Origin of the sequence: Microbacterium terregens (assembly GCF_039534975.1) — a bacterium.
GTDB classification, from domain to species: domain Bacteria; phylum Actinomycetota; class Actinomycetes; order Actinomycetales; family Microbacteriaceae; genus Microbacterium; species Microbacterium terregens.
Genome location: NZ_BAAAWH010000001.1, coordinates 1,447,587 through 1,471,574, shown reverse-complemented (window position 1 = coordinate 1,471,574; position 23,988 = coordinate 1,447,587). Strand labels below are relative to the sequence as shown.

Genomic DNA, 23,988 nt, shown 5'->3' with positions numbered 1-23,988 from the left:
ATCATACGGCTGGCTCATGCGACCTGGATCGTCCAGATCGCCTGCATGCGCCACAGCATCACCGCGACCGCGAGAGCGGCGACACCCATGATGACGGTGCTCCAGCGGCTGCGCTCCAGGAGCGCCCAGGCGACCGCGGCAGGCGGGATGAGCGCGGCCGAGACCAGGTACACCCAGAACTCCAGCAGGCTGCCCGTGGGAGGGTTGCCGGCGAACGGGGCGACGATCGCGATCACGATCTGCGCGACCAGCAGCAATTCCACAAGTGCCAGCCCGCCGACGCTGAGGTCGCTCGGCCGGCGACCGGCAAGGCCCAGGACGATGCCGAGCAGCCCTGCCAGGATGGCGACGATCAGCTGGGCGATGGTGAACCACAGGATCATGCGGGTGCCTCTCCGGGAAGGTTCATCACACTCTTCACGTCGTCCCCGCGGCGCTCCACGATCCCGACCAGAAGACCAGCGGGGTCGATCGCTGCGGCCGGAGCGCGTTCGAGTCGTGCGGACGCGCCCACGAGCCGCTTGCCGTGGCGGAGGTCGCGCGCCTCTTCCGCGGACACCGGGAAGGCGCCGAGGACCGTGGTCGCGACAGCGGCCGGCGTCTGCAGGGGCGCGCTGCCGAGTGCGTCGATGGCTGCTGCGCCCGCGACGTCGAACGGGCCGATCCGGGTGCGGCGGAGCGCCGTGAGATGCCCGCCGACTCCGAGAGCTGACCCGAGGTCACGCGCGAGAGCGCGGACGTAGGTGCCGCTCGAGCAGTCCACGACGACATCGAGATCGAGGAATCCGTCGACCCGGCGCTCCCGCAGCACCTCGAACCGCGACACCGTGACGGTGCGGGCCGCGAGTTCGACCTCTTCGCCCGCTCGTGCGAGGTCATACGCGCGGCGACCGCCGACCTTGATCGCCGAGACGCGGCTGGGCACCTGCGAGATCTCGCCGGTGAGGTCTGCGATCGCTGCCGTCACCGCCGCGGGGGCCACGGCCGCGGCATCCGTGGTCGTCTCGATCGTGCCGTCCGCATCGTCGGTGTCCGTGGTCGCGCCGAGACGGATCGTGGTCTCGTAGGTCTTGTCCAGCCCGACGATGAAGGTCAGCAGTCGCGTGGCGGCCTCGACACCGAGGATCAGCAGGCCGGTCGCCATCGGATCCAGGGTGCCCGCGTGGCCGATCTTGCGGGTACCGAGCGCCTTGCGCGCGCGCGCGACGACGTCATGGCTGGTCATGCCGCCGGGCTTGTCCACCAGCAGCACGCCGGGAGCGGGCATCAGCAGTAGTCCTGGAACGTGCGGCGAGGCGAGGCGAGGTCGGTGTTGTCGACGATCGCGGAGGCCTCCAGCCGCGGAGCGGCGTCCTGCAGATACAGCTCCTGCCCCTCGCGGTATCGGGCGTTCGAGGGCGCCGACGGACTCGGATCCGATCCATCGCGCAACGCCAGACGCTGGTAGGCGACATCGACCGGTGCGTCCAGCCACACCGACCAGTCCCAGAGTCCGCGCAGCTCGGGTCGGAGCAGGAAGGTCCCGTCAACGATCAGCACGGCATCCCGTGGCGCCGTCGTCCACGCCGCTTCGACCGGGGTGTCCCGCGCCACATCGAATGCCGCGAGCTGAAAGCCGGTGGTCGCTCCGGTCTGGGCGCCGTCGCGGAATGGATCGATCAGCACCCGCCGGAAGGTCGCGTAGTCGTACGAGTCGCGGTAGTACCCCTCGGGCGAGCGGCGACCGCGCTGATAGCGCTCGGCCCGGGGACGGTGGAAGTCGTCGATGGAGGCTCGAAAGACGGACGAGCCGTCCTCGGCGAAGACGTCCGCGAACGCGTCGGCGAAGGTCGTCTTGCCGGCACCGTCGATGCCGTCCACCGCGACGATGACCCTGCCGCCGCGGTAATGCTGACGGACCTCGTCGCGCAGTTCACGCAGGAGCGTGGTGGCGGGAGTGGTCGGGAGGCGCATGGCTCCAGCCTACGGTCGCGGCCGAGCCCCCGGTGCGACGCGTACGCGGGTGCGGGGCGACCGCCCACCCCCGTGTTCACTTGCCCTGTTCGTACGCTCGCACGCGCGTTTCGCGTACATCCAGGGCAAGTGAACTGGTGAGGACCGGGGCACGTGAACGGGTGCACGCCCGGATCGGATTGCCCTCGGACCCGGGCACGACGACCTAGGCTGTGCCGCATGCCCGAGATCTCCGCGCCCCTCATCGCGTGGTACCGGCGCAACGCTCGGGATCTGCCATGGCGGCGCGCCGGGTTCGGGGCGTGGGGGGTCCTGGTCAGCGAGTTCATGCTGCAGCAGACGCCGGTGACGCGCGTCATTCCGCACCTGGAGGCGTGGCTCGCGCGGTGGCCGTCACCCACCTCGCTGGCGGCGGATGCCCCGGCCGAGGCCGTGCGCCAGTGGGCGAACCTGGGCTACCCGCGACGGGCGCTGTGGCTGCACCGCGCTGCCGTGGAGATCCGCGATCGGCACGGCGGCATCGTGCCGCGGGACGTCGATGCGCTCCTGTCCCTCTCCGGGGTCGGCGACTACACAGCGCGCGCGGTCGCGGTGTTCGCGTATGGCGACCGGCATCCCGTCGTCGACACGAACACGCGGCGAGTCCTGGCGCGCGCGGTCGAGGGACGATCCCAGCCGGGCCCTCCGGCACGCAGGGACCTCGGCGCGATGAGCGATCGGCTCCCCGGCGACCCGGTCGAGGCCGCGATCGTGAACGCGGCGACGATGGAGCTCGGTGCGACCGTGTGCGTTGCGCGCGTACCGCGCTGCGATACATGCCCCATCGCGCATGTATGTGCATGGCGCGCCGCCGGGTACCCGGACACCGGTGACGATCGGCGCCGTCAGGCGCGCTATGAGGGCAGTGACCGGCAGGCGCGCGGTGCGGTGCTGCGGGTGCTGCGGGATGCTTCGGCCGACGGCATCCGGTCGGTCGAACTGATCGCGGACTGGGCGGACGCCGCACAGCGCGACCGCGCGATCACCTCGCTCGCCGACGACGGGCTGATCGAGCTGATCGACGATCGGGCGAGGCTGCCCCAGTGAACGGGGCTGTCCTCAGTCCTTCGTCGGCTCGAGGTCCTCGGCGCGCTGGATATCCTCGACGACGGCTTCGGCCTCGGTCTCGGTGAGTTCGTCGTCTTCGCGCTGCTTGACGTAAGGATCCGCGTCTCCGGCGTACTGCGCAGAGGCTGCGAGACCGGCGACGGCCTCATCGCGCTCACGTGCTTCGCGCAGCAGCGCGGCGATGTGGTCGGCGTTCTCGGGGATCGCGTCCAGGAAGAACTCCAGCGTCGGAGTCAGCCGCGTGTTGAGGTTCTTGCCGACCTCGGTGCGCAGCAGGCCCGTCGCGGACTTCAGTGCCGCCGCTGTGTCGGCACGCAGCGCCTCGTCGCCCATGACGGTGTAGAACACCGACGCGTGCTGGAGGTCGCCGGTCACCTTCACGTCGGTGATCGTGACGAATCCGAGGCGCGGGTCGCGCAGCCCCTTCTCGAGTCGCTCCGCGAGGACGACGCGGATGCGATCCGCGACTCTCGCCTGCCGTTCTCCGGCCATTTCTCCCCCTGGTGGTCCTGCGCACAGGGGACGCCCGGAGGCGTCCCCTGTGCGGTGATCAGCTTCGCGGCTTCTCGACGAGCTCGGTCGTCTCGATCTCGTCGCCGATCTGGATGTCGTTGAACTTGCCGAGTCCGATACCGGCCTCGTAGTCCGTACGCACCTCGGTGACGTCGTCCTTGAAGCGACGCAGCGACTCGATGGCCAGGCCATCGGCGATGACGACGCCGTCACGGATGACGCGCGCCTTGGCGTTGCGCGTGATCGTTCCGGAGCGGACGATGACACCCGCGATGTTGCCGACCTTCGAGGAGCGGAACACCTCGCGGATTTCGGCCACACCCGACTGCACCTCTTCGAACTCCGGCTTGAGCATGCCCTTGAGGGACTGCTCCACGTCGTCGATCGCGTTGTAGATCACCGAGTAGAACCGGGTGTCCACGCCTTCACGCTGTGCGCGCTCGCGCGCCTTCGCGTCGGGCCGGACGTTGAAGCCGATGATGATCGCGTTGTCGATCGTCGCCAGGTTCACATCCGACTCGGTGATGGCACCGACGCCGCGGTGGATGATCCGCAGCTGGACCGAATCGTCGACCTCGATCTTGAGCAGTGACTCCTCGAGCGCCTCGACGGCACCGGAAACGTCGCCCTTGATGATGAGGTTGAGCGATTCGACCTTGCCCTCCTGGAGAGCACGGGTGAAGTCCTCGAGCGAGATGCGCTTGCGGGCCTTGGCCAGCTGCGCGTTGCGCTCGGCCGCTTCGCGCTTCTCAGCGATCTGACGGGCCAGACGGTCCTCATCGGTGACGATGAAGGTGTCGCCGGCGCGGGGCACGGAGTTCAGACCCTGCACCTGCACCGGACGCGACGGATAGGCCTCGAGCACGGGATCGCCGTTCTCATCAGCCATGGCACGCACGCGGCCGTAGGCGGTACCGGCGACGATCGCGTCGCCGACGCGGAGCGTTCCGGACTGGATGAGCACGGTGGCAACCGAACCGCGGCCCTTGTCGAGCTTCGCCTCGATGGCGACGCCACGTGCGGCCTTGTTCGGGTTCGCGGTCAGATCCAGACCGGCATCCGCGGTGAGCAGCACGGCATCCAGCAGCTCCTGGATGTGCAGGCCGTCGCGGGCCGAGACATCCACGAAGATGACGTCGCCGCCGTACTCCTCTGCGACCAGGCCGTACTCGGTCAGCTGCTGACGCACCTTGCCCGGGTTGGCATCCGGCTTGTCCACCTTGTTCACCGCGACAACGATCGGCACGCCGGCGGCCTGGGCGTGGTTGAGCGCCTCGACCGTCTGCGGCATGATGCCGTCGTCGGCGGCGACCACGAGGATCGCGAGGTCCGTCACCTGGGCACCACGGGCACGCATGGCGGTGAACGCCTCGTGACCGGGCGTGTCGATGAAGGTGATGGCCCGCTCGATGCCGTCGTGCTCGGTCCAGACCTGGTAGGCGCCGATGTGCTGCGTGATGCCGCCGGCTTCTCCTGCGGACACGTTCGTCTGGCGAATCGCGTCGAGCAGGCGGGTCTTACCGTGGTCGACGTGACCCATGACGGTCACGACCGGAGGACGAATCTCGAGGTCGCCCTCGTCCTCGCTCTCCAGCTCCGCGTCGAGGTTGAGGCCGAAGCTCTCCAGGAGCTCCTTGTCCTCGTCCTCGGGCGAGACCATCTGGATCTTGTAACCGAGCTCGGCACCCAGCACCTCGAAGGTGGCTTCGTCGAGCGATTCGGTCGCCGTCGCCATCTCACCGAGGTTGAACAGGATCGTCACGAGCGTGCCCGGCTGCACGGTGTAGCCGGTCAGCGTCTCGATCTTGTCGGCGAAGTCCGAGATGGATGCACCGCGGCGCATCCGGATGATCTCGCCGTTACCGCGCGAGACGTTGACGCCACCGACGACCGGCGCATCCCTCATCTCGAATTCTTGCCGCTTCGCCCTACGCGACTTGCGCTGCTTGGACTTGCCGCCACCCTTGCCGAACGCGCCGGCTGTGCCGCCGCCGGGTCCCCGACCACGACCGCCGCCACCACCGGGACGACCCGCGAAGCCACCCGCAGGGGCTCCGCCGGGCGCGCCACCGGGACGCTGGAAGCCGCCGCCGGCGCCGCCGGGACGACCGGGGCCGCCGGGACGCTGCTGGAACGGAGCGCCACCGGGACGACCGGCGCCACCGGGACGACCCGGGCCACCCGGACGAGCTCCGGGTGCACCGGGACGCGGTGCGCCGGGGCGCGGTGCCTGGGGACGCGGGATGTTGCCCGGGCTGGGTCGCTGACCCATGCCCTGCGCACTGGCGAAGGGGTTGTTGCCCGGACGCGGACCGGCGGGGCGCTGGCCCATGCCCTGTGCGCTCGAGAACGGGTTGTTGCCGGGGCGCGGTGCTCCACCCGGACGCGGTGCGCCGGGAGCGGCAGCATCGCCGGAGGGCTGTGCCGGAGCGTCGGAGCTCGCCGGAGCGGCGGGCGCCGGAGCGTCCGCAGGCGCCGGAGTCGCAGCGGGTGCTGCAGCAGCGGGTGCGGCGGCGGCAGCGGGTGCGGCGACCTCAGCGGGCGCGGGTGCCGGCGCCGGAGCGGCGGGAGCCGCCGGTGCCGGAGCGGGCGCAGCAGCGCCCGGACGCGGTGCGCCGGGGCGGGCGCCACCGGGGCGCGCTCCGTTGCTCGGCGCAGGGCCGGCAGCCGGTGCCGCAGCGCTGGCTGCGGGCTTGGCCGCGCCATCCGCCTCGAGGGCGGCGCGCAGCTTGCGAGCCACGGGGGGCTCGATCGTCGATGAGGGGCTCTTGACGAATTCGCCGAGCTCCTTGAGCTTTGCAAGAGCGACCTTGCTGTCTACACCGAGTTCGGAAGCGATCTCGTGTACGCGTGGTTTGGAAGCCACAATTCTCCTGTCTGGGTTGGTCCACCCAGGCAGGGCAGACCTCAGTCGCGGACGGGTCTCATTTCGAGCCGTTCACTTTGTTTCCATAGCCATTCAGCCGTTTCTCGAAGGTCTGCGTATCCAGAGGACCTGACACACGCAATGCCCGCACGAAGGCGCGGCGCCGGATTGCGGCATCCACGCACTCGGGCGTCTCGTGCACCCACGCACCCCGTCCCGGCAGCGATGCCCGCTCGTCGGGGACGAGGGTGGAATCGATGGCCACGACTCGAAGGAGTGTGGTCCGGAGGGCACGCACGCGGCATCCGACGCACGTTCGTACGGAATCCATCTTACACCTCTCGCCACGCCGTCCTCTGCGGACAGGTGTCTGTCAGCCCTCCAGCACGCTGTCGGGCTGGATGTCGATCTTGGCGCCGGTGAGCTTCGCGGCGAGGCGGGCGTTCTGGCCCTCCTTGCCGATGGCCAGCGAGAGCTGGTAATCGGGAACGAGCGCGCGCACGGCCTTCGTCGAGGAATCCAGGATGAAGCTCGAGGTCACCTTCGCGGGCGACAGCGCATTCGCGACGAATTTGGCCAGCTCGGGGTCGTAGTCGACGATGTCGATCTTCTCCCCGCCCAGCTCCTCGGTCACGGCGCGGACGCGACGGCCGAGTTCGCCGATGCAGGCGCCCTTGGCGTTGATCGTCGGGTCGGTCGCGCGAACGGCGATCTTGGTGCGGTGTCCCGCCTCACGCGCAAGCGAGACGATCTCCACCAGCCCGGAGTGGATCTCGGGGACTTCGAGCGCGAACAGCTTGCGGACCAGGCCCGGGTGCGTGCGCGAGACGGTGATCTGCGGGCCCTTGTTGCCCTTGGCCACCGAGGTGACGTACACACGCAGGCGCGAGCCGTGCTTGTACTCCTCGCCGGCGACCTGCTCCTCGGGCGGGAGGATGGCCTCGATCGATCCGAGATCGACGTGGACCATACGGGGGTTCGGGCCCTGCTGGACGACACCGGCGACGATGTCGCCCTCCTTGCCGCGGAATTCGCCGAGGACGGCGTCGTCGGCGATGTCACGCAGACGCTGGCTGATCACCTGCTTGGCGGCGAATGCAGCGATGCGGCCGAAGTCGTCGGGAGTGGTCTCCTCCTCGCCGATGACGGCCCCTTCTTCATCGATCATCGGCAGGAAGACCGCGACGTGGCCGGTCTTGCGATCCAACAGGGCGCGCGCGCCGGCCGGAAGCTCGCCGGTCTCGGTCGTGTGCTTCGCAAAGGCGGTCAGGATCGCCTGTTCGATGATGCGCACGAGCTCATCGAAGGGGATCTCCTTCTCTCGCTCAATCGTCCTCAGCAATGACAGATCGATGTCCACAAGTGACCTCCCTATTCAGCTATCGCCGCACGTCATGCGCGCGGCATCCTTCCACGGTACCGGATGCCGCGACCTGCGGCCTGGGAGAACACCGGTCCGCGACGGCGGGCTATTCCACAATCTGCGCGCAGTCCGAGACCAGCCGGTCGTCCCCGTCGAAGCGGGCCTGCGTCCAGCGCATGAGGGTCGGCAGGAAGGGCGAGGAGGGATTGATCAGAGAGCGATGGTCCGCGGCCGCGTACGGCACCCAACGCACCGCGACGCCGGCCTCGCACAGTTCCGCGACGAAACGGCGCGGCAGCTGCGGTGGGATCACCTCGTCACGCGCGCCCCAGGCCAGCAGCAGCGGAGCCGCCCAGGGCCCGACGGGCTTGTTCTGCTCGAGCCGTCGTCCGAGCGGACCTCCGGTCAGGTTGGCGGGGTAGAGGGGACGATCCGCGGAGACTCCGAGCGAGGTGATGGCCGAGACGAACAGGCCGGGTTCGCTCAGGCATCGCTGGGTCATCTCGCGCACGATCGCCCGGCCCGACGTCGCGACGTAGTCCTCGACGGTGACGTCCGGATAGAGGTCCGCGTACGGCACCAGCACCCAGGAGACCAGGATCGACAGCTCGGCCGAGGCGCCCAGCTTGGTCAGTTCGCGCGCCATGCCGAGGGGATCCGTCACCGGCGAGAGTGTCGCCGTTCCGCGGATTCGCAGCTCGGGGGCGTACTCGGCCGCGACCGGCTCGGTCCACAGCGCGGCGTGGCCGCCCTGCGAGTGTCCCCACACGACGACGTCGGCAGACAGCCGCAGGTCCTCCAACTGGCCCGCAGCTCGGATCGCATCCAGACTCGAGCGCGCCTCACCCGCGCCGATCAGGTAGGGGAAGCGGCCGTTCGCGCCGCGCCCGCTGTAGTCGGATCCCACGACGACCCAGCCGCGCGCGAGCGCCTGCTCCACGCCGGGAATCGCCCAGCGGGTCGCGGTGGTATCCATCAGGCTGGGTGCGCAGCCGCGCGCGACGCCCGTCGTCCCCCAGTTCCACGAGATGACCGGACGCGGACCCGGCGGCGGCTCGAGCGGCGTGATGACCAGGGCGCTGGCCACCGCGCGCACCCCGTACGCGTCGGTCGTGCTGTACAGGATGCGCTGAACGTCCCCGCCGGACGGGTGCACGCCGGTGTAGGCATCCGATCGGATGAGCACGCCGGGCTCATCGGGCGGGTTCACCGGCGCGTCGTAGAAGGAGTCCACCACCGGCGAGCCCTCCGCCAGCCAGCTGTTGACCCACCACGCAGAGGCGGCGAGCGCCACGAACCCGATCGCCAGGGCATAGCGTGCCACGTCGCCGAGAAGCAGGCTCCGCCGTGTCTGAGGTCCGTCGCTGAGCTTCGCGGGCAGTCCTGCGATGCTGCGACCCGCACGCCAGATCAGCCCGACGCCGTACGCGACGGTCCGGATTCCGAAGAGCACGGCCGCGACGAGCAGTGTCAGATCCGGCCACACCAGGGCGAGGATGCCGAAGACGATCTGCCCGAGACCGGATGCGACCGCCAGCACCCGCGCGCTCACCCTCCCCCGGCTCACCCCGCCGAGCGCACCCAGACCACCGACGACGAGGAGGATGCCGAGAACGGTCGGGAGCAGCTCGATGGAGCGGCCCAGCCACACCAGCACGGCGATGCCCCCGAGGATCCACACGGCGCAGAGGATGCGGTACCACCGCTGCGGCGACCGCTCCGAATCGGCCAGATCGATCACCCCGGCGACGATCGCGCTGACGCCGACCAGGACGGCGAGCAGCCACAGCGAGGTCAGCGGCCGCGTCACGATGAAGATGCCGAGGAACAGCACCACCACGCCGACGGCCAGCACCGCGGGGGCCGGCGCGGCCTCGATCAGCCGGAGCACGCGACGCAATCGCGGCCTGCGGACCGCGTTCACGGGCGTTTCACTCACGCGGGCAATCCTAAGTCGGGCGGCCCGAGGACCCGTGCGCGCTGCGCGTAGGCTGACGGCGTGGACTCAGCGGCACCGAAGCGCGTCGCGCGAGAAGCAAAGCAGAGCACCCCGTTCCGCTGGACCGCCCGAGCCGGATACGCCGCGAACGGCGTCGTGCACATCCTGATCGGAATCATCGCGATCGTCGTCGCCCTCGGAGGTGATGGCGACACGGATCAGTCCGGCGCGCTCATGCTGATCGCCGGTGCACCGCTCGGGTTCGTGGTGCTGTGGCTCATCGCAATCACCCTGTGGGCCCTGGGTATCTGGCAGATCTTCGAAGGCATCCTCGTGCGCAGCCCTTCCGATGATGCGCGTGGCCTGGCGGCGAAGTGGGGGCAGCGCGTCGGAGCGTGGGGTCAGGCCGCGATCTTCGTCGCGCTCGGCCTCATCTCCGCGTCGGTTGCACTCGGAGCGCGGGTGGACGCCGAAGAGGCCGCGGAGAACGCCAGCCGCGGCGTGCTGCAGCTGCCCGGAGGCTCTATCGTGCTGGGGCTCGTCGGTGTCGGGATCGGCATCGGCGGCATCGCCTTCGTGGTCATGGGCGTCCGGCGCACGTTCCGCAACAAGATCGACATTCCCCGGCATGGCATCGGCCGCTCGCTCGCCGGCCTCGGCGTCGTCGGGTTCGTGGCGAAGGGTGTCGCGCTGATCATCGTCGGCATCCTCCTGCTGGTGGCTGCGCTGAAGACCGACCCCGACACGGCCGGCGGACTCGACGGCGCGATCACGGCACTCCTGGCCCTCAGCTACGGCCCGTGGCTGGTCGCCGCCGTCGGCGCCGGGTTCATCGCGTACGGGGTGTTCTGCTTCTTCCGCGCGCGTTTCGCACGCTTCTGAGCGGTGTAGGTCGCGGCATCCGGGCTGTCAACCCCTGGCAGGCAGCGCGGCTGCGTGTGAACCTCGAAGCATGGCTGATGAACCGATGACACAGACCGACGCGATCGTGCGGCTGAAGGAACTGGTGGAGGACATCGACTTCACGATGCTGACCACGCAGGACCCCGCCGGAAACCTCGTGTCCCGACCGATGAGCACGCGGCAGATGGACGAGAACGGCGACATCTGGTTCTTCACGGCGGAGGACACCAAGAAGGTCGACGAAGTCGAGGCCGATCACGACGTGGGACTGTCCTACCTCGACGCGAAGGGCATGCGGTTCGTCTCGGTGGCCGGTCGCGCCCGCCTGGTGCACGATCGGGCCAAGATGGAGGAGCTGTACACCTCGTCGCTGGACATCTGGTTCGAGGACGGCCTCGAGACGCCCGGAATCGCGCTGCTCATGGTCACCCCGGTCGAGTGCGAGTTCTGGGAGCCCAAGCACGGCAAGCTCGTGATGGCAGCCGGCATGCTCAAGGCCCTCGTCACCAAGGACACGCCGGACGACACCATGCGTCACGAGCGGATCAGCTGCTGACGCAGCTCTGCGCGCGCGCTGGTCGCGGGCGGTGCGTGCGGTTCAGCGGCGACTGAGCCGGGCCACCGCGTCCGCGACGGACACGAGTTCGCGGTCGCCGGAGCGGCGGTCCCACAGCTCGACCTGGCCCTCCACCGCGCCTCGGCCGACGATCACGATCTGGGGCACGCCGACGAGCTCCGCATCGCCGAACTTCACGCCGGGAGAGACCTTGGGGCGGTCGTCGTAGAGCACGTCCAGCCCGGCGGCCTCCAGCTCGGCCGAAAGCCGTTCAGCGACCTCGAAGACGACCGCGTCGCGGCCGGTCGCCACGACGTGGACGTCGAACGGCGCGACGGATGCCGGCCAGATCAGCCCCTTGTCGTCGTTGTTCAGCTCGGCGATGATCGCCAGGATGCGTGTCACGCCGATTCCGTACGACCCCATGGTTACCGTGACGAGCTTGCCGTTCTCGTCGAGGACCTTCAGCCCCAGCGCGTCGGCGTACTTGCGCCCCAGCTGGAACACGTGCCCGATCTCCATCCCGCGAGCCAGCGAGACCGGGCCGGAGCCATCGGGGGCGGGGTCGCCGGCACGCACCGTCGCGACCTCGATGAATCCGTCGGCCACGAAGTCGCGGCCGGCCACCAGCGAGTGGACGTGCTTCTCGTCGGCGTTGGCGCCGGTGATCCACGACGTCCCGTCCACGACGCGGGGATCCAGCAGGTAGCGGATGCCGGTGGCGGACTCCTCGCCGAAGATGGCGCCGGTCGGCGACCACGGACCGATGTAGCCCTTCACCAGCAGCGAATGCCGCTCGAAGTCCTCGGCGGTGGCCGGTTCGATCTCCGCCGGCGCGAAGGCCACTTCGACCCGCTTGTCATCCACGTCGCGGTCGCCGGGCAGGCCGATGATCACGAGCTCGCGCGTGCCATCGAGGTGCTTGAGCGCAAGCACGACGTTCTTCAGCGTGTGGGCTGCGGTCCACTCGCCCGACGCGGGCGGGTCCAGATGCGTGTTCACGTGGTCCACGAGGGTCGCGATCGTCGGCGTGCCGGGCGAGTCGAAGACGACCGGCTCGGCAAGCCCGTCGAACGGCATCGGCTCGGGCACCACCGTCGTGAACGCCTCGACGTTGGCCGCGTAGCCGCCTTCCGATCGCACGAACGTGTCTTCGCCGACGGCCGTCGGGTGCAGGAACTCCTCCGACCGCGATCCGCCCATCGCCCCGGCATCCGCCTGCACGATCACGTATTCCAGGCCCAGTCGGGCGAAGATGCGCTCGTAGGCGTCGCGCTGCCGCTGGTATGAGGCATCCAGGCCGGCGTCGGTGTAGTCGAAGGAGTACGCGTCCTTCATCGTGAACTCGCGGCCGCGCAGGAGCCCCGCACGCGGCCGTGCCTCATCGCGGTACTTGTCCTGGATCTGGTAGATCGACAGCGGCAGGTCCTTGTACGAGGAGTACAGGTCCTTCACCAGCAGCGTGAAGACCTCTTCGTGCGTGGGGGCGAGCAGGTAGTCGGCGCCCTTGCGATCCTGCAGGCGGAAGAGCGCGTCGCCATACTCCTCCCACCGTCCGGTGACCTCGTAGGGGTCGCGGGGCAGCAGCGCGGGGAAGTGCACCTCGTACGCGCCGGCGTGGGACATCTCCTCGCGGATCACGGCCTCGATCTTGCCCTTGACCCGCAGACCGAGCGGCAGCCAGGCGAAGACCCCCGGCGCCTGTCGGCGAATGTAACCGGCGCGAACGAGCAGCCGGTGCGAGGTGACCTCGGCATCGGAGGGGTCGTCGCGGAGCGTGCGGAGGAAGTAATGCGAGAGACGTGTGACCACGAGGGTCAAGTCTACGGATGTCGCGCGTCGCCGCCCGCGCGATGGAAATGCGCCCCTCGCCTACCCTGGAGCGATGACGACCGTCCTTCTCACCGGATTCGAGCCGTTCGGCGGCGACACGGCGAATCCGTCCGGCGCCGCGGTGCACCTGGTCGCCGCACGATGGACGGGACCGGAGGTCCTGGTGACGGCGGAGCTGCCCGTGAGCTTCGACGGCGCAAGCCGCCGCCTCCGCGAGCTGATCGCGACGCACCACCCCGACCTCGTTCTGGCCACAGGGCTCGCGGGCGGCCGCGCCGCGATCGGCGTCGAGCGGATCGCGGTCAACCTGATCGACGCCAGAATCCCGGACAACGACGGCCATCAGCCGACGGACGTGCCCAGTGTCGAAGGCGCCCCTGCCGCGCACTTCTCCTCCTTGCCGGTCAAGGCGATCGTCAGGGACATCGCGGCGGCAGGAATCGCCGTCGAGCTCTCACACAGCGCCGGGACGTTCGTCTGCAACCACGTGTTCTTCGCAGCGGTCGAGGCGGTTCCGCCCGGTGTGCCGGCCGGCTTCATCCACGTTCCCTGGTCTTCCGAGCACGCCCCGACGACGGATGCCGCTGCGCTGCCTCTCGCCGACATCGCGCGGGCGTTGGAGATCGCGGTCCGGACGGCGCTCTCCACCCACGTCGACATCGGCATCCCCGGCGGCGCGCTGCACTGATCGCACCGCCGTGTGTCAGCGCTCCCGCACCTCGAGCGTCGCCAGCACGATGGACGCCGACCGTCCTGCCCACGCGGGCGCGCGTTCCGCTACCGGAACAGACCGCTGTAGGCGTTCAGCGCGAGCTGGCCGCCGAGGTGGGCGTAGAGCACGGTGCTGGACGCCGGGATCTCCTTCGACGTCACCAGGTCGATGAGCCCGGCCAGGGACTTGCCCTCGTAGACGGGGTCGGTGATCATCGCCTCGAGCGAGCCGCCCAGGCGGATCGCCTCGAGCGTGGACTCGACGGGAATGCCGTAGAGGTCGCCGGCCCAGCCCTCCAGGACGGTGATCTCGTCGTCCCGCAGTTCGCGGTCGAGCCCGATCAGCGCGGCGGTGTTGCGGGCGATCCGCTCGACCTGCGCGCGCGTCTGGGCGAGGGTCGCCGAAGCGTCGATCCCGATCACCCGGCGCTTCCGCTCCTGACCGGCGAACCCCGCGATCATCCCGGCGTGCGTGGAGCCGGTGACGGTGCAGACGACGATCGTGTCGAAGAACACGCCCAGTTCGCGCTCCTGCTGTTCGACCTCGTACGCCCAGTTGGCGAATCCGAGACCGCCGAGCGGGTGATCGGATGCGCCCGCGGGGATGGCGTACGGTGTACCGCCCTCGGCGATGACCTCGTCGATGGCCCGCTGCCAGCTGGAGCGGATGCCGATGTCGAAGCCGGCGGAATCGAGCGTGACCTTCGCGCCCATGATGCGCGAGAGCTGGATGTTGCCGACGCGATCGCTGAGCGGGTCCGGCCAGTCGACCCAGTTCTCCTGCACGAGACGGGCTTTGAGCCCGAGCTTTGCCGCGACGGCCGCCACCTGGCGTGTGTGGTTGGACTGATAGCCGCCGATCGAGACGAGAGTGTCGGCCCCCGCGGCGAGCGCTTCGGGAATGAGGTACTCGAGCTTGCGGATCTTGTTGCCGCCGAAGGCCAGCCCGCAGTTCACGTCCTCGCGCTTCGCCCACACCTGGGCGCCTCCGAGGTGCTGCGTCAGCCGCGGCAGAAACTGGAGGGGACTCGGCCCGAAGGTCAGCGGATAGCGGTCGAAGTCTGTGATGGCCATGGAATCAGCGTACGCCGATATTGGATATTGCATCCGCCCCCGGTCTGCTCATGCCCCGCAGTCACTTCTCGCGCCGCCGCGGGCGCACGAGTCGCACTAAGCGACCGCGGAGCGGTCCGGCCAGGCGCTCCGCGGTCACTTCTCGCGCGCGCGGGCACGCGCGGAGTCGCACAAAGCGACTGCGGAGCAATGCGGCGGATGCCGCGGCCGCACCGAGCGCACTGCGACCGCAGCCGCGGCATCCGTCACCGCCCTGCGCATCCGCTCCTGCGCTCCGCAGTCGCTTCTCGCGGGCGCCGCGGCGCACGACGTCGCACAAAGTGACTGCGGAGCGGTCCGGCGGGGCGATCCGCAGTCACTTCTTGCGCGCGCGAGGACGCGCGGAGTCGCACAAAGTGACTGCGGAGCAATACGGCGGATGCCGCGGCCGCACCGGGCGCACTGCGACCGCAGCCGCGGCATCCGTCACCGCCCTGCGCGGCCGCTCGTGCGTGACCTCCGCAGTCACTTCTCGCGGGCGCCGCGGCGCACGAAGTCGCTTAACGCGACTGCGGAACGGTCCGGCGGGGGGCTCCGCAGTCACTTCTTGCGCGCGCGAGGACGCGCGGAGTCGCACGAAGCGACTGCGGAGCAATCCGGCGGGATGCCGCGGCCGCACGCAGAGCAATTCGGCGGGATGCCGCGAGCCAAGGCCGCGTCAGCTGGTGACGACCTGGGCCGTCCCGACCGGGGCGGCGGGGCCCATCTCGGCCGCCAGCCGATTCGCTTCTTCGATGAGCGTCGCGACGATCTCGGACTCCGGAACGGTCTTGATGACGTGACCCTTGACGAAGATCTGGCCCTTGCCGTTGCCGGAGGCCACTCCGAGGTCGGCCTCACGCGCCTCGCCGGGACCGTTGACGACACAGCCCATGACGGCGACCCGCAGCGGGACGGTCATGTCCTTGAGGCCCTCGGTCACGTTGTCGGCAAGCGTGTAGACATCAACCTGCGCACGCCCGCACGAGGGGCACGAGACGATCTCGAGCTTGCGCTCGCGGAGGTTCAGCGACTGAAGGATCTGGTGGCCGACCTTGACCTCCTCGGCGGGGGGAGCTGAGAGCGAGACACGGATCGTGTCTCCGATTCCCTCGCCGAGAAGGATGCCGAACGCGGTCGCGCTCTTGATCGTGCCTTGGAACGCGGGCCCCGCCTCGGTGACGCCCAGGTGCAGGGGCCAGTCGCCCCGCTCGGCGAGGAGCCGGTAGGCCTGAACCATGATCACGGGGTCGTTGTGCTTGACGGAGATCTTGAAGTCGTGGAAGTCGTGCTCCTCGAAGAGGGACGCCTCCCACACCGCGCTCTCCATCAGCGCCTCGGGCGTGGCTTTGCCGTACTTCTCCAGTAGGCGCGGGTCCAGCGATCCGGCGTTCACTCCGATGCGCAGCGAGACGCCGGCTTCCTTCGCGCGCCGGGCGATCTCTCCGACCTGGTCGTCGAACTTGCGGATGTTGCCCGGGTTGACGCGGACGGCTGCGCAGCCGGCGTCGATGGCCTGGTAGACGTACTTCGGCTGGAAGTGGATGTCGGCGATGACCGGGATCTGGCTCTTCTTCGCGATGATGTGCAGCACATCGGCGTCGTCCTGCGAGGGCACCGCGACGCGCACGATCTCACATCCGGATGCCGTCAACTCGGCGATCTGCTGCAGCGTGGCGTTGATGTTGGTGGTGGGCGTCGTCGTCATCGACTGCACGCTCACCGGCGCGTTGCCTCCGACCAGCACCTTGCCGACTTTGATCTGCCTGGTCTTGCGGCGGGGGGCGAGGGTTTCGGGGACCTTGGGCATCCCGAGATTCACGGCTGGCACATTCCCCAGCCTACGCCGCCACGCCCGCACGAAGCCTGGATGCGCCATCCGCCCCGCGCGGCGCCGCGCGGATGCCGGAGCGGAGGCACGCTCGCTCGCAACCGCCTCTGCCCCGTGTGGTAGGTTCACCCCATGCTTGCGAACCCCACCCGGTGGCCCGCCTCTTAGGCGGTGTGTTCGCGCGACCACAGACCGCCTCCGGGCGGTCTTCTTCGTAGGGCGACCGCCCCCACGACGAAAGACCGACCATGACCGGGTCTGCCCCGACTCCCCCGAACGATCTCGCCGTGCTGCTCGACATCGCCGCACGCGGCATCCCGTTCGCCCTTCTCGCCCGCGATTCCGCGACCATCGAACTCCTCACCGGAGACATCGTCGATGTGGACCTGCTGGCGGACATTCCCCTCGAGGACGAACGCGGTCGCCCGCAGGAGGTGCTCGCGCTGGTGCCGTTCCGGCAGGTGCGGGAACGGGGATTCGAGTGCCACGACGACGGTGCGCCGCTGCGCTGCCTGATCGTTCGCGACCGAGCCCTGTTCGATCGCGCGGCGGCGCTCGAACAGCTGCCCTCGGCGGCCATCCCCCTCGCCGACGCCGGCTTCGACATCGCCGACGACGACTACGCCGCCATCGTCCGGCGGGTCATCGCGGATGAGATCGGCCACGGCGAGGGCGCCAACTTCGTCATCCGCCGCGACTTCACCGCGAACGTCGCCGCGGACGCCGCGACCGCGGCGCTCACGTGGTTCCGTGCACTGCTGGAGCACGAGCGGGGCGCCTATTGGACGTTCGCGATCGTCACCCCCGGGCACGTCGCCGTCGGCGCGAGCCCGGAGGCGCACGTGAGCGCGCGGGACGGCATCGTCACGATGAATCCCATCTCGGGAACGTTCCGCCACCCGGCCGGCGGCGCGACCACCGAGACGCTGACCGAATTCCTCCAGTCGACGAAGGAGACCGAGGAGCTCTTCATGGTCGTCGATGAGGAGCTCAAGATGATGAGCGCCGTCTGCTCGGACGGCGGCCGGATCACCGGTCCGCACCTGAAGGAGATGTCGCGGCTCACCCACACCGAGTACGTGCTGCGCGGCCGCAGCCGCCTCGACCCGCGCGCCATCCTGCGCGAGACCATGTTCGCGCCCACCGTCACCGGGTCGCCGATGCAGAACGCGTGCACGGTCATCTCGCGGCACGAGCTGACACCGCGCGGGTACTACTCGGGGGTCGCCGCCCTGTTCACTCCCCGCACCGACGCGGTCCTCGCCGGCGAGTCCACGCATGACCTTGACGCGCCGATCCTCATCCGCACCGCGTACCTCGTCGACGGTCGCCTGCGCGTGCCGGTCGGCGCCACGCTGGTGCGCCACTCCGACCCGTTCGGCGAGGTGAGCGAAACGCACGGCAAGGCGGCCGGCGTGCTCGGCGCGATCGGCGCGATCCCCCGCGATCACCCGGTCGAGCCCGCCTTGCCGAGCGGCCCGATCGACGGAGACGCGCCGGCACCGCAGCCACGCACGCTGGCCGACGATCCCGACATCGCGGCGCTGCTGGCCTCGCGCAATGCCCGGCTCGCGGCCTTCTGGCTGAACCCGCAGGATTCGATCGTCGCTGGTCCGTTCCAGGGCCGGACGGCAGTCGTGGTCGACGCCGAGGACCGATTCACCACGATGCTCTCGCATCAGCTGCGTCATCTCGGCCTGGATGTCCGGATCGTCCCGTGGAACGAGGTGACCGATGCCCAGATCGACGATGCCGAACTCATCGTGTCGGGCCCCGGACCGGGAGATCCGCGCGACCCCGGGACCGCGCGGATGCGACGGATGCGCGAGGTCGTCGCCCGACGTCACGCCTCCGGTCGTCCGCTGCTGGCGGTGTGCCTGAGCCACCAGATCCTGGCCGACTCGCTCGGCATCGAGCTGGCACCCCTCGACGCGCCGCACCAGGGACTGCAGAAGACCGTCGATCTGTTCGGGATGCCGGCATCCATCGGGTTCTACAACACGTTCACCGCCCGCGTGCCCGCCGGAGTGAGCGCTGTCGGCGTCGCGGAGGTCGCGGCGGATCCGACCACCGGCGACGTCTATGCGATGCGCGGACCCGGATTCGCCTCCGTGCAGGGCCACCTCGAGTCGATCCTCTCCCGCGACGGGATGACCACGCTCGAGCGCCTCGTCACCGCGGCGTTCTCGCCGGTCGACGCCTGAACCGCACCGGTCACGGGCGTCCTCGTCGCGCGATGAGGCGACGCTCCGCCTCGTTCGCGGTCAGCTCGATCGCCCGCAGGTCGGCGGCGAGCGCCGCGTCGTCGTTTCCGAGCAACCGCAGCAGGTGCCCGCGCACGGCGTGCCAGAGGTGGTATCCCGACAGGGCATCCGCGAGCGCATCGACCTCGGCGAGCGCCGGCGCAGGCCCGTCCACCTCGGCGAGCGCGACGGCCCGGTTGAGCCGCACGACGGGCGAACGGTCGTGCAGGAGCAGCATGTCGTAGAGCGTCAGCACTTGCAGCCAGTCGGTCTCGGCCGGCGTCGGGGCGTCCGCGTGGCAGGCCGCGATCGCCGCGTGCAGCTGCCATCGACCCGGTCGCCGCAGCATCGCCGCGCGCCGGAGCGCCGCCTGGCCCTCGGCGATGAGGGCGGCATCCCACCTCGTGCGGTCCTGATCCGCCAGCAGCACGAGATCCCCGTCGACAGCACGGGCCGACTCGCGCGCCCGGTGGAACAGCACGAGTGCCAGAAGCCCCTGGGCCTCGGCCTCGTGCGGCAGAGCCAGGGCGATCACGCGCGCAAGCCACAGCGCGTCCTCGGCCAGGTCGCGGTCGGCGGCGGCATCGCGTCCCGGCACGAGATGCGCCTCCGAGTACATCACCGAGACGACCGTCAGGACGAGATCGAGTCGCCCGGCCCGCTCTGCGGGCTCCGGGATCCGGATCGGAATCCCCGCGGCGCCGATCTTTCGCTTGGCCCGCACGATGCGCTGGGCGACCGTGGATTCGGCGCTGAGGGTGGCACGCGCGATCTGACCGGTCGTCAGGCCGCAGACCGCCCGAAGGGTGAGTGCGAGCTGCGCGTCCGGCGACAGGGCGGGGTGACAGCATCCGAACAGCAGCGGCAGTCGCTCGTCGACCTCGTCGATCGGTCGATCAGCGGGCGCGGCGACCGGCTCGCCGAGGAGGGCGAGTTTCTGGCGGTACCGGGTGTCGCGGCGCAGCCGGTCGAGGGCGTTGTGACGGGCGGCCTGTGTGAGCCAGGCTCCGGGTTTGGGCGGGATGCCGCGTTGCCGCCACTCGCGCAGCGCTTCCAGGACCGCGTCGGCGACGGCGTCCTCGGCGATGTCGAAGCTCCCGACCGACGAGGTCAGCGCCGCGACGATCCGCCCGGACTCCTCGCGGACGACGCGCGCGAGAAGAGCATCGGATGCCGCGGCGGGCGGCTGCGATGACCCGCCCGGCGCCGCGGCATCCGGAGTGCTCACTGCTCGAACTGGCTGTAGTCGACGACCATCGGACGGATCTCGACCGCGACACCGGGGAATTCCAGCGAAGGCCAGGTCTTGGCCATCGCAATGGCCGCGTCGAGGTCGGGAACCTCGATGACGCTGAAGCCGCCGATGACCTCCTTCGCCTCGGAGAAGGGTCCGTCGACGACGACCGGACCGTCGCTGGCGTGCTTGACGGTGGTGGCGGTGGCGACGGCCTCGAGCTCGGCGCCGGTGTCGACGAACTTCTCGCCGTGCTCGCCGAACCACTCGTAGATGCGGCCGTAGACCTCCTGTCGGCGCTCCGGCGGAACGGCGGCATCGAGCTCGGGGTTGCTGGTGAACATGATGACGTACTTCACGGCAGTGATCCTTTCGTCAGAGGAACCGTTTCATCCCTCCAGCGAACGGACAAGGCCGTTTTCGACACGCACCGTCGAATGCCCACAGATCTCGACGTCGTGGCCCGCCGTGCTCCTCGCGGCCCGCCCCACACCACGGGCCGCGACCCGATCCACCAGCCGCGACGAGACGAGCCGGCGACGCCTCCCGAACGACCTGCGTCAGAGGATCGACAGCGGGTTGAAGATGTCGGCCAGGATCAGCACCGCGCCCATGCCGATGAGGGCGATCACGACCACGAAGGTGACCGGGACGAGCTTGGTCGCATCGACGGGCTTCGGCGGTGGCCGGCGGAAGAGCTTCGCCCAGGCACGTTTGACGCCGTCCCACAGTGCGACCACGATGTGGCCGCCGTCCAGGGGCAGCAGGGGGATGAGGTTGAAGACGAACAGCGCGATGTTCAGCGACGCCAGGAGCGCGAGAAAGCCGGCGACGCGGTTCAGGATCGGCGCCTCGGCGGAGGCGACCTCGCCCGACAGGATGCCGGCGCCGACGATGCTGAGGGGCCCGTTCGGGTCGCGTTCACCGCCGGTGACGAGCGTGACCGCGGTCTCATAGACCTTCACCGGGAGCTGCCAGATGATCCCGGACACGGCCCCGACGTTCTCGATCGCGGCGGCGGGTCCGGACCAGATCGGCTGACGCAGGTACTCGACCTCTTGGCGGATGCCCGCGAACCCGACCTCCTGGGTCCGGGCGACCCCGTTCGCATCCAGGACCGGCCGGCCCGCGGCATCCGTCACCGGCTGGGTGACCGCGGCCGGGGTGAGTGAGAGCGTGCGCTGCTCGCCGTCGCGTTCGATCACGATGCTGAGCGCTTCGTCGGATGACTCTCGGATGAGCGCGGATGCCTCGGCGAATGTGGCGATCGGCTGACCCTCCACCGAGACGATGACATCGCCCGACTGCAGGCCTGCCGCCGCCGCCGGAGCGGCCGGGTCGGCCGATGTGCATTCCGTGCGACCGGCCTCGGCGGGGATGATGCACTCGCTGACGCTGGAGATCGTCGTGGTCGCCGTCTGGACGCCGATGCCCGACAGCAGGATCGCGAACAGGACGATCGCGAACAGCAGATTCATGACCGGGCCGCCGAGCATGATGATGACGCGCTTCCAGACAGGGAGCTTGTAGAAGACGCGCTGGTCCTCGTCGCCGATCAGGGTCTCGTCGTTGGCCGCACGGGCGTCCTGGACCATGGTGGCGAAGAAGCCGCCGCCGGCGCGTCCGCTGCGCTGGCCGGACACGTGCCCCGAACCCTGCCCGTGGGCCTGTCGAGCCTTCGGTGACGGCGGGTACATGCCCGCCATCGAGATGTAGCCGCCGAGCGGGATGGCCTTGAATCCGTACTGGGTTTCGCCGACTTTGCGCGACCACAGCGTCGGACCGAACCCGATCATGTACTGCCCGACGCGCACACCGAACTTCTTGGCCGGCACCAGGTGGCCGAGCTCGTGCAGCGCGATCGACACGGCAAGCCCCACGATCATGAGGACGATGCCGATGGCGAAGGCGATGACTGTCACACGCACACGGTACCGCCGGCGGCTTTGAGTTCGCCGAGCAGGGCGCGGTGGCGCGCAGGTCGGATCGAGGAGACCTCCACCGGCGGATGAGAGGATGGATGCGCCATGGCGAACGACGCTCCCTCTTCCCTGCCCCCCGTGCTGCGACCGGATCATCCTCCGGTGCACACCCTGGAGGCTCTGGCCGCCCGATTCGCCCGCGAGACCCGCGGCGATCTGGGTGGCGCGACACTGACCGGCCTGACTCTGGCCACTGCCGATCTGCGACCGGGTGACGTGTTCGTCGCCGTCCGCGGAGGAAACCGGCATGGTGCGGAGTATGCCGGGGCGGCCGCCGAGAAGGGCGCGGTGGGCATCGTCACGGATGCCGCCGGCGCCGACGCCGCCGCGGCGACCGGGTTGCCGGTCGTCATCGTCGATGACCCGCGCGGCCTGCTGGGGGACCTGTCGGCGTGGGTGTACGGGACCGGGCGCGACGACGACCTTCCGCTGCTGTTCGGCACCACCGGGACGAACGGCAAGACGAGCGTGTCCCACCTGCTGGAGGGGATCCTCACGCAGCTCGGGGTGACGACCGGACTGTCGTCGACGGCGGAGCGCCACATCGCGGGCCAGGTCATCGTCTCGCGCCTCACGACGCCGGAGGCCTACGAGATGCACGCGCTCCTGGCCCTGATGCGCGAGCGCGGTGTCGAAGCGGTCGCGGTCGAGGTCAGCGCGCAGGCGCTGAGCCGGCGCCGCGTGGACGGCCTCGTGTTCGACATCGCGGCGTTCACCAACCTCTCCCACGACCACCTCGATGACTACGCGGACATGCGCGAGTACTTCGAGGCGAAGCTGCCGCTGTTCCGACCCGACCGCGCCCGGCGCGCGGTGATCTCCCTCGACTCTGCGCCCTCCGCAGAAGTGGTGGAGCGCTGCGAGATCCCGTTCGTCACCGTCGGCACACCGGCGATCGCCGCGGATCCCGACGCTGCCGCCGCAGCGGACTGGGTGGTCGAGATCCTGAACGAGCGGCAGACCGGCACCGAGTTCCGCCTCTCCGCCTCGGACGGGCGCTCGTTGACGACGATCGTGCCGGTCATCGGCCGCCACATGGCCGCCAACGCCGGCCTCGCGATCGTCATGATGCTCGAGGCCGGCTACGAGTGGGAACGGCTCACCCGTGCGCTCGCGCGCGATGGCGGCATCGAGGCCTACCTGCCGGGGCGCACCGAGCGGGTGTCGGGCGACCGGGGGCCGGCGGTCTTCGTGGACTTCGGCCACTCCCCCGATGCCTTCGAGAAGACGCTGGCAGCGGTCCGGCGGGTGACCCCGGGCAAGGTGCTGATGCTGTTCGGCGCGGACGGGGACCGGGACGCCTCCAAGCGCCACGACATGGGCCGCACCGGTGTCGAGGGCAGCGACATCCTGGTCGTCACCGACCATCACCCCCGCTTCGAGAACATCGAGACGATTCGGGCGACCCTGATCGAGGGCGCCCGTCAGGCCCGGCCGGATGCCGAGATCCACGAATACTCACCGCCCGAGCTTGCGATCGTCGAAGCGGTCAAGCTCGTCGGCGAGGGCGACGCGATCCTCTGGGCAGGACCCGGGCATCAGGATTACCGCGACATCCGCGACGTCCGCACGCCGTACTCGGCCCGTGAGCTCGCCCGGCGCGCCCTGCGCGACGCGGGGTGGCCCGTGCCCGAGCCGCACTGGCCGGTTCCCTACCCGGACTGACGCCTCCCGGCTTCCCGAGCGCGTCGCGCCCCCACCCCGCGCATCCTCCCGCTCGGCTGTCGCCATCGGCTAGTCCACCCGGCGTTTCGTGACAGGCGAGCACCGGGCGCTCTTCGCTCGGCTGTCGCATTCTGTGGGTCCGGCGACGTTTCGTGACAGGCGAGCACCGGGTGCTCTTCGCTCGGCTGTCGCATTCT

20 protein-coding genes are annotated in these 23,988 nt (G+C 69.8%); 6 read left to right on the top strand and 14 right to left on the bottom strand.

Translation table 11 applies throughout. The annotated features are described in order from the left end of the window. Positions 1-14: 14 nt before the first annotated feature. From ABD655_RS06585 to ABD655_RS06575, 3 genes are read right to left on the bottom strand one after another with little or no spacing between them, the layout of a single operon-like run. Positions 15-383, bottom strand: a complete 369-nt coding sequence (locus ABD655_RS06585) for a hypothetical protein (protein ID WP_344712591.1) — start codon at positions 381-383, stop codon at positions 15-17. Then, positions 380-1,267, bottom strand: a complete 888-nt coding sequence (gene truB / locus ABD655_RS06580) for a tRNA pseudouridine(55) synthase TruB (RefSeq protein WP_344712590.1) — start codon at positions 1,265-1,267, stop codon at positions 380-382. The genes ABD655_RS06585 and truB overlap by 4 nt, the downstream gene beginning before the upstream one ends. Then, positions 1,267-1,953, bottom strand: coding sequence for a nucleoside/nucleotide kinase family protein (locus ABD655_RS06575; protein WP_344712588.1), 687 nt, complete (start codon positions 1,951-1,953; stop codon positions 1,267-1,269). The genes truB and ABD655_RS06575 overlap by 1 nt, the downstream gene beginning before the upstream one ends. A gap of 219 nt (positions 1,954-2,172) precedes the next feature. Here ABD655_RS06575 and ABD655_RS06570 point away from each other — a divergent pair, with 219 nt between their 5' ends. Beyond that, entirely contained in the window at positions 2,173-3,039 is an 867-nt protein-coding gene (locus tag ABD655_RS06570) for an HhH-GPD family protein (RefSeq protein WP_344712586.1), read from the top strand. Between the two features lie 12 nt (positions 3,040-3,051). Here the strand turns inward: ABD655_RS06570 and rbfA are convergent, their stop codons facing one another. The 5 genes from rbfA to ABD655_RS06545 form a co-directional block, all read right to left on the bottom strand. Next, positions 3,052-3,552 carry a 30S ribosome-binding factor RbfA gene (gene rbfA, locus ABD655_RS06565; protein WP_344712584.1) on the bottom strand — a complete coding sequence of 167 codons (501 nt, stop codon included), beginning with the start codon at positions 3,550-3,552 and terminating at the stop codon, positions 3,052-3,054. A gap of 58 nt (positions 3,553-3,610) precedes the next feature. Beyond that, positions 3,611-6,439, bottom strand: a complete 2,829-nt coding sequence (gene infB, locus ABD655_RS06560; protein WP_344712583.1) for a translation initiation factor IF-2 — start codon at positions 6,437-6,439, stop codon at positions 3,611-3,613. A gap of 58 nt (positions 6,440-6,497) precedes the next feature. Beyond that, positions 6,498-6,770: a YlxR family protein gene (locus tag ABD655_RS06555; RefSeq protein WP_344712580.1), complete on the bottom strand. Its 273-nt coding sequence runs from the start codon at positions 6,768-6,770 to the stop codon at positions 6,498-6,500. Positions 6,771-6,812: 42 nt separating this feature from the next. Further along, the gene (nusA, locus tag ABD655_RS06550) at positions 6,813-7,799 is read right to left on the bottom strand and encodes a transcription termination factor NusA (protein WP_344712578.1); all 987 of its coding nucleotides are present in this window, start codon (positions 7,797-7,799) and stop codon (positions 6,813-6,815) included. 109 nt (positions 7,800-7,908) lie between these two features. Beyond that, positions 7,909-9,741, bottom strand: coding sequence for a lipase family protein (locus ABD655_RS06545; RefSeq protein WP_344712576.1), 1,833 nt, complete (start codon positions 9,739-9,741; stop codon positions 7,909-7,911). A 60-nt stretch (positions 9,742-9,801) separates the two neighbouring features. Here ABD655_RS06545 and ABD655_RS06540 point away from each other — a divergent pair, with 60 nt between their 5' ends. Continuing rightward, positions 9,802-10,623: a DUF1206 domain-containing protein gene (locus ABD655_RS06540; protein ID WP_344712575.1), complete on the top strand. Its 822-nt coding sequence runs from the start codon at positions 9,802-9,804 to the stop codon at positions 10,621-10,623. Positions 10,624-10,693: 70 nt separating this feature from the next. Next, the gene (locus ABD655_RS06535) at positions 10,694-11,200 is read left to right on the top strand and encodes a pyridoxamine 5'-phosphate oxidase family protein (protein WP_344712573.1); all 507 of its coding nucleotides are present in this window, start codon (positions 10,694-10,696) and stop codon (positions 11,198-11,200) included. A 42-nt stretch (positions 11,201-11,242) separates the two neighbouring features. On the opposite strand, the gene ABD655_RS06530 is transcribed toward ABD655_RS06535, so the two are convergent. After that, positions 11,243-13,012 carry a proline--tRNA ligase gene (locus ABD655_RS06530; protein ID WP_344712571.1) on the bottom strand — a complete coding sequence of 590 codons (1,770 nt, stop codon included), beginning with the start codon at positions 13,010-13,012 and terminating at the stop codon, positions 11,243-11,245. Between the two features lie 73 nt (positions 13,013-13,085). Here ABD655_RS06530 and pcp point away from each other — a divergent pair, with 73 nt between their 5' ends. Then, positions 13,086-13,721 carry a pyroglutamyl-peptidase I gene (pcp, locus tag ABD655_RS06525; RefSeq protein WP_344712569.1) on the top strand — a complete coding sequence of 212 codons (636 nt, stop codon included), beginning with the start codon at positions 13,086-13,088 and terminating at the stop codon, positions 13,719-13,721. A gap of 89 nt (positions 13,722-13,810) precedes the next feature. Here pcp and ABD655_RS06520 read toward each other — a convergent pair whose 3' ends face one another. Together ABD655_RS06520 and ispG are read right to left on the bottom strand one after the other, a co-directional pair. After that, complete coding sequence (locus ABD655_RS06520) at positions 13,811-14,818, bottom strand: 1-aminocyclopropane-1-carboxylate deaminase (RefSeq protein WP_344712567.1); 1,008 nt, start codon at positions 14,816-14,818, stop codon at positions 13,811-13,813. 697 nt (positions 14,819-15,515) lie between these two features. Continuing rightward, the gene (gene ispG / locus ABD655_RS06515) at positions 15,516-16,667 is read right to left on the bottom strand and encodes a flavodoxin-dependent (E)-4-hydroxy-3-methylbut-2-enyl-diphosphate synthase (protein ID WP_344712565.1); all 1,152 of its coding nucleotides are present in this window, start codon (positions 16,665-16,667) and stop codon (positions 15,516-15,518) included. Positions 16,668-16,915: 248 nt separating this feature from the next. Between ispG and ABD655_RS06510 the strand changes: the two genes are divergently transcribed. Continuing rightward, positions 16,916-18,871, top strand: coding sequence for an anthranilate synthase family protein (locus tag ABD655_RS06510; protein WP_344712563.1), 1,956 nt, complete (start codon positions 16,916-16,918; stop codon positions 18,869-18,871). Between the two features lie 10 nt (positions 18,872-18,881). Here the strand turns inward: ABD655_RS06510 and ABD655_RS06505 are convergent, their stop codons facing one another. The 3 genes from ABD655_RS06505 to ABD655_RS06495 form a co-directional block, all read right to left on the bottom strand. Further along, positions 18,882-20,138 (bottom strand): RNA polymerase sigma factor, encoded by a 1,257-nt coding sequence (locus ABD655_RS06505; protein WP_344712561.1) that lies wholly within the window; start codon positions 20,136-20,138, stop codon positions 18,882-18,884. Next, positions 20,135-20,503, bottom strand: coding sequence for a YciI family protein (locus tag ABD655_RS06500; protein WP_344712560.1), 369 nt, complete (start codon positions 20,501-20,503; stop codon positions 20,135-20,137). The genes ABD655_RS06505 and ABD655_RS06500 overlap by 4 nt, the downstream gene beginning before the upstream one ends. 201 nt (positions 20,504-20,704) lie before the next feature. Next, positions 20,705-22,066, bottom strand: coding sequence for a M50 family metallopeptidase (locus ABD655_RS06495; RefSeq protein ID WP_344712559.1), 1,362 nt, complete (start codon positions 22,064-22,066; stop codon positions 20,705-20,707). A 105-nt stretch (positions 22,067-22,171) separates the two neighbouring features. Between ABD655_RS06495 and ABD655_RS06490 the strand changes: the two genes are divergently transcribed. Beyond that, positions 22,172-23,791 (top strand): Mur ligase family protein, encoded by a 1,620-nt coding sequence (locus ABD655_RS06490; RefSeq protein WP_344712558.1) that lies wholly within the window; start codon positions 22,172-22,174, stop codon positions 23,789-23,791. Positions 23,792-23,988 lie beyond the last annotated feature (197 nt).